This window comes from Actinospica robiniae DSM 44927 (genome assembly GCF_000504285.1).
GTDB classification, from domain to species: domain Bacteria; phylum Actinomycetota; class Actinomycetes; order Streptomycetales; family Catenulisporaceae; genus Actinospica; species Actinospica robiniae.
In genome coordinates this window covers 9,912,888-9,918,887 of the sequence record NZ_KI632511.1, presented here as the reverse complement: position 1 = coordinate 9,918,887, position 6,000 = coordinate 9,912,888, and the positions used below count along the sequence as shown (strand labels likewise).

4 protein-coding genes and 1 pseudogene are annotated in these 6,000 nt (G+C 65.8%); 2 read left to right on the top strand and 3 right to left on the bottom strand.

Annotated features, from left to right (window positions below; genetic code table 11):
• Positions 1–313: 313 nt before the first annotated feature.
• Together ACTRO_RS42465 and ACTRO_RS42460 are read right to left on the bottom strand one after the other, a co-directional pair.
• Positions 314–1,528, bottom strand: a complete 1,215-nt coding sequence (locus tag ACTRO_RS42465; RefSeq protein WP_051452644.1) for an IS4 family transposase — start codon at positions 1,526–1,528, stop codon at positions 314–316.
• Positions 1,529–1,611: 83 nt separating this feature from the next.
• Positions 1,612–2,853, bottom strand: coding sequence for an ISAs1 family transposase (locus ACTRO_RS42460; protein ID WP_051450303.1), 1,242 nt, complete (start codon positions 2,851–2,853; stop codon positions 1,612–1,614).
• Between the two features lie 873 nt (positions 2,854–3,726).
• Between ACTRO_RS42460 and ACTRO_RS47875 the strand changes: the two genes are divergently transcribed.
• Positions 3,727–4,332 carry a hypothetical protein gene (locus ACTRO_RS47875; protein WP_157436755.1) on the top strand — a complete coding sequence of 202 codons (606 nt, stop codon included), beginning with the start codon at positions 3,727–3,729 and terminating at the stop codon, positions 4,330–4,332.
• 296 nt (positions 4,333–4,628) lie between these two features.
• Here ACTRO_RS47875 and ACTRO_RS44700 read toward each other — a convergent pair whose 3' ends face one another.
• Positions 4,629–5,333 (bottom strand): hypothetical protein, encoded by a 705-nt coding sequence (locus ACTRO_RS44700; RefSeq protein ID WP_157436754.1) that lies wholly within the window; start codon positions 5,331–5,333, stop codon positions 4,629–4,631.
• 413 nt (positions 5,334–5,746) lie between these two features.
• On the opposite strand from ACTRO_RS44700, the pseudogene ACTRO_RS51260 reads away from it, so the two are divergent.
• Positions 5,747–5,992: pseudogene (locus ACTRO_RS51260) on the top strand (ATP-binding protein); the annotation flags it as partial.
• Positions 5,993–6,000 lie beyond the last annotated feature (8 nt).

The window sequence follows — 6,000 nt, the reverse complement described above, 5'->3', positions numbered from 1 at the left end:
CCGGCCGAAACACTCCCAGGGCACTCAGCGTACGAACAAACAGCACACCGCGCAGCGACAAACCCTGATCCAATGTCACGTAGCTTATGTTGATCTTGTTCGGCCGCTGGTGGCGGGTGGGTTGGTGCGGAAGATCCGGATGGTGGGCGGGTCAGGGTGCCGTATGCCGGTATCAGTGGCCTTTTTCACCCGGTGGGGGTTGTGTCGGATGCGTTTGACGGCGCGGGGGTAGGTGCGTTCGCGGCGGGGCGGGTTGAGTGCGGCGGGTGCGGTCAGTTGCGCGGCGGCGCGGGCGGCGGGGGCTTTCATCTGCTCAGGGGGAAAAGCGCGCGGTACCGGTGGCGGTACGGCGCGCGATGCGCACGGCTTTGACGAAGGAGACGCGGTCCGGGTCGATGTCCGCGCCGGTCGCGGCCCGGCAGATCAGCGCGTTGATCGCGTAGTGGACCAGGAGGTAGGCCCACACCTCCTGGTAGACGAGGTCGGGTAGCTTCGAGCGTAGGACGCGCCCGGAGCCGCGCAGGTCGGTCTCGAGCTGGTCGTGCGCGCTCTCCTGTTCCCACCGCTGGTGGTAGCAGTACGCGAGGGTCTCGGCCGGCGCGCTCTGCGGGTCGAGCAGGTTCGTGATCAGGCAGATGAGTTCCGTGCCGGCGGGCTCGGCGCGGTCGGGCACGTCGTACTGGAGCACCCGTACCCGGCGGGCCTGGTGCGGGTCGAGCTCTTCTCCGGCTTCGGCGGCCCGCACGATCGCCTCGCGCCGTGCGCCGCGGATCTCGCGGTCGATCACCACGGACACGTACGTGCCGTCCTCGAGTACCCGCAGGGGCGGCAGGCGCAGGTCGGCCTTGACCCGCCACAGCAGCCCGGCCCCGGTCTCGGCCGCGTCCGAGAAGGCCGGGAAGCTGTAGAACCCGCGGTCCGCCGTGAGCAGCCAGGACCGGTCCAGGCGCGCGAGCAGCGGCGCGGCCAGACTCTGCTCCCCGGTGGTGTACGGACCGATACGCGCGTCGACGAAGCAGTGGCTGGCGCACTCGGTGATCCCGACCACCCGCACCTTCGGGAACGCGGACGGATTGCCCCCGGTCGTGGAGTACCCGAACTCCGCGGCGTTGCCCGGCGTGTCGGGCACGTCCATCGCGAACCCGTCGATCGCCATCACCCGCAGCCCGCACGCGAACGCGCCCCGGGTCTCATCCTGAACCGCCACCGGCTCGGCACAGTACCCGAACACCCGCCGCAGCACGTCAGGGCCCAGCCGCTTACGCGCCTGCGTGATCCCGGAGGAGGTCGGCACGCCCCAGGACGCGTCCCACACCCCGAACGCGTCGAGCGACCCGGTGACCCTGGTCGCCACCTCCTCCGCGGCATCCTGCGCGAACAGCGCCATCGCCATCGTCAGATACGCCGTCACATGCGGCGGCAGCTTCCCATCCGAACGCAGAGCCCTGATCTTCTCGTCGTTCAAGGCCTGATCCACCTTGAACCGCGGCACCGCCTCGACCAGCACCCCGAGAGAAACCTGATCCATCACCACACGCCCGCGATCCGCGCTATCCACCGACACGAACCCAGACTACGACACCACCCCCCAACACCAGGGCCTCTGCGTTCTCAGTGGCTGAGACCGAGGAGTGCGAGGGTGTCGTTGCGGTGGTCGCGCATGTGGTCGGTGGCGGCTGCGATGTTGGTCCAACCCAGGAGCTTGAGTAGCGCGAGTGCGAGGTTGCGGAGGCCGGCCATGACGCGCGGGGTGCTGCCGGTGCGGATCCGGCTGGCGTCCTCGCGCCAGGTCACGTCTCTGATGTGGTGCATTGCCTCGATGCCCCAGTGCTCGCGGGCGGCCTGGCCGAGCTTGACCGGCCCGGCCTGCTCGGAGGTGAGGCTGGTTATCGCGTAGGCGACCTCCTTGGTCCCGGCCCCGGGCGCCTTGCCTACGGCGCGACGGCGGGTGATCCGGATGACCTGTGCGGCGTGCGGGAAGTCGATGCCGTCGCACGGCGCGGTGCGGGTGATGCGCCTCTCCCGCCGCCCGTGGCCGATATCGAACGTCTCGGCGCTCGTGCCGGCCCGCTCGTGCTCGGCGTGGGAACCGGGAGCGAGCAGGTCCTGGGCCTGACGCAGGATCGAGGGTTGATTATCCTTCAGGAACAGCAGGTAATGCCCGCCTGCTGCGACGACGGCCTCGGCGGTGGCGCGTTGGGCGTGCAAGGCGTCCGCGGTAACCAGCAGGCCCGTGAGATCGACCCGGCCGAGCAGGTCCGGCAGCGCCGGGATCTCGTTGCTCTTGTCGGCGACCTGGACTTGCCCGATCACGCAGCCGGCCTCGGGCCGGTAGAGCGAGACCAGGTGCGGGCGGGTGCCGTCGGGCCTTGCCGCGCCGCGCACGCTCTTGCCGTCCGCGGCGGCCACCGGCAGCCGTGCCCCGTCGGCCTGGGCGCCGGCGTTCCTCGGGCGAAGGGCATCACGCTCGGTGCTTCGCAGCATCCCGGCCAGCCACGACCCGCACAGCATGTCCACCTCGTCCCCGTCGAGCACCTTCAGCGCCCGACCGAAGGTGGTGTCGGCAGGGCGCAGATTCCGGCCGGTGGCGCCGAGCCGATACAGGAACTCGTCGTCGGCGCTGCGGGTACGCCGAACCACCTCGACCATGGACTTCGCCCCGGCCAGCACCGCCGTCAACGCAGCGGCCAGCAGGAAGCCGAGCCGGTAGCGCCGCCCCCGGGCCCGGCGCCGGTCCGGGATCAGCCCGAGCACCTCGATCAAGGCCATCACCTGTCCGTCATCAAGCTCCACCGCCTCCACCCCGGCTGCGGCCAACTGGCCGGACACGACCTCGATGAGGGAAGATGACACGCGGGCACGGCTCCTTGGATCGCATGGCCTCGAGAACCAGACGATCATCAGGGACCGTGCCCGCCTACATCAAACCTCTGGGCTGACATCAACCCGCCACAGAGCTCAAGCCGTCCGCGCCAACCTCACCCCGTCCATCAACTGAGAACGCAGAGGCCCTGCCCCCAACACCCAGGCCACACACATGATCAACCCAGGCTACGTGGCATTGAACCCTGATCCCACCGACACTAAGCCGGAAAGCCAGCCCGCGCAAGACGCCGCCACCCGCCGTACAGAGCATTTCGGAGATCCACGCAGACGACTTCGGAACTGACAACGATGTCGCTACCCGGCCCTTGTCGAAGATCGTTGATCCGTATCGATGACGACGTCTTGATCGAGCAGTGCGCGGTGCCACGCGACCTGTTCCACATCATCACCTCGAGAACACCAGACGCCTTCATGGAGAGAGCACCCAACCTCGTGCAGCATCAAGAGCCTTCCGCTCAGGTGTCATCTCACTGCTTGAGTGGCACGAGCGCGGATCTACCGAGGCTGCTGATGGCCACAGAAATGCGGCTTGGCTGAAACCATCGAGTGCGACGTGTGAGCACCACATCTAGCAAAGTTCGGGCGGTGCTGATGTTGCGTAGGCGTCATGTGACGGCGCGCTTGTTGTACGGCAGATAGTGTTGCCTTGCACTACGTGACCGGTGTGGTCTGTGTCGTTTACCGCAAAGTGGAGTTGACACGGCTTATGCCACCAACTCGCCACATCATGGCTTTGACCTGTGGGGATGTGGTCCAACGTTGCGCCCGTGATCGCCGCGCCTGCTGCCGTGCTCCACTGCGGAATAGTGCATGGCGCTGCCTACGCCTCCGGCTTACCACTTGAAGTTCGACGTGCCTACTGGCAATACTGACAGCATGTCGGACTGGTCGTCGCTGGCTGTAGCTGTCGTGGGCGTCGGCGGAACGCTCGGTGGCAGCATCGTGGCAGCAGTACTTTCAAATCGATCCGCAATGGCGGCTCGGAGATTTGATGCTGAGAGAGAAATCAAGGCACTACAAGATGAGCGCGGTCATATTCGCGCGAATGAAGAAATCGAAGAACGTCGAATTATTTATACCGAATTGAACGCAACGGCGAGACATTACAGATCAGCGCTGACTGAATGCTTGACGGATGCACAGAAACGAGTGTCAGATGCCGACCATCTTCTTGATCTGGAGCGCGCTCGAAGGGAATTTGCCGAGTGCCACTCGCGCACTCAGATGAGAATATCCGCAAAAATACTTCAGAAGACCGACGAAGTCGGATACGCCCTTGGCGACGCTTACCGTGCGCTCATGGGCGAATATGAACTTCCCGGAAATTCCACCTCAACCGAGTTTCATGCCTGCATAGTCGACATTCCATCGAAGATTACGAACGAAATGCGCCTAGCAATGCGTATCGAGCTGGGCCTCGCGTCGGATGGGGTCGAATCAGATTGAACCGGCTGCTACTGGGCTCCGGCCTACAGAGCGGGGCTACTCAGAGGCTGGCCGCCGACCCTCCGGGTGAGGTAGGGCTTCATGACGTGGATGCCGGCCACTGGTACCGCAGGGCCGGGACCGTGACCGAAGCGGAAGGCAACACACGTGCCCGACCTGAGCGAGATACCGGTCTACCCGGGCCGCCCAGCCCGGTGGGCGTGCCCCGGGTCAGGAGCCTGCATAGGGTGACCGGGGCATCTCGTCCAAGTTCAGACGCCCAAGCATGTCCGGCGCTTGGATCTACTCGATGTATGTCATGAGCGGATGGCCGGGATCGGAAGTACAGGCGAACACGGCCTGGCAGTCGTTGCGGCCGATAGCGCTTCGTAGTGCGACTCGTCCTCCCAGGCCTGCTCATCCGGGTGTTGCCAGCTTCGAAGCGGTGCAAGCAGGTGCGCGGGAATCGCAGACCACAGCTGGAGATCGTGGTCCCGAACACGCGGCAGTGGCGGCAGCTCTGAGACCAGCTCCGGATGTAGGAGGCACGGCACCGGGATTGCCTGCGGCAGCCCGACAAGGTTGAGTTCGGGCTTCTTCGAGACCGCTTCGCGCAGGTCGTGGGTATCGCGCCAATACGCGCGGGCTTGCGGGGCAAGCGTGTCTATGTGCTTATTCGGGCACCACAGGATCTGCAATACGTCGGTGTGCACCGGGAACATCCAGCCAGGCAGATGCCCATGGTCGCCAGGGATGTCCCGCTTGAACAGCTGGACCACGGCCGCGAGGACCACTGGCTCGGCCGGCTCGGCTTCCTCCGACCAGCCACGAACGGATGCCCCAGTCCGCTCGGCGCGATCCACCACGTGCACATCGGTGCAGACCGGCCACGGCTCGTCCACCGGCCACGTCAACGCCGCGCCCGCCGAACTCCGCTCAGCAGTGGGTGCACCGCGCCGGGGATGAAGCCGCACTGCGCCCTCGGCGAGAGTAGCAACCTCCGGAATCGCCTCGAACAGCATCGTTCGTTGCCGAGGAACCGTCTCTACCACCAGCGCGCCCTCCTCCCTCTGCCTGCAAGACCAGCGTGGTCGAATCATAAGGGAAACGTTGATCAGTGGTTAGGACCCGCGATCTCTGGAGCCACCGGCCAGTGAGGCCCGGTGGCCGGGCCGCGACGGTGTAGGCCGTCCGACATCTCAACCGCGAGCCAGATCAGCAGGATCCTGCCACCAGGAAGGGCACCGAACCTGTTCGGCCGGCATCTCGACCGCGCTGTCCTTCACGTCGACGAGTACGACATGGCGCCGGACTACGCAGACAGCTGACCCGCCTCCAAGGCATCGGGACCAGCAAGGTTCGCAGCGCGCTCGGCATAATCGCGGTCTCGGTATAGGTCCACCTGTGAGGATATCCGTATAGCTGGCGAACTCAGTACCTCGAACTCGACCAGCGCGGCGCGGAGTTGCTCTTCCAGGTGCTGACCGAGCGCGAGGAACGATCGAGCATCGCGATCGCCGCGAACGACGCGTTCGGCAATTGGACGCGCACCTTCACCGACCCCCGGCCGTGCGCCGCGATCATCGGCCGGCTCACCTATAACGGCATCATCATCGAGACCGGCACCGAGTCCCGCCGCCGAGCCCACACCAAGGCGCATCAACCCGAGGAGAGCAGCGCGAATACTCA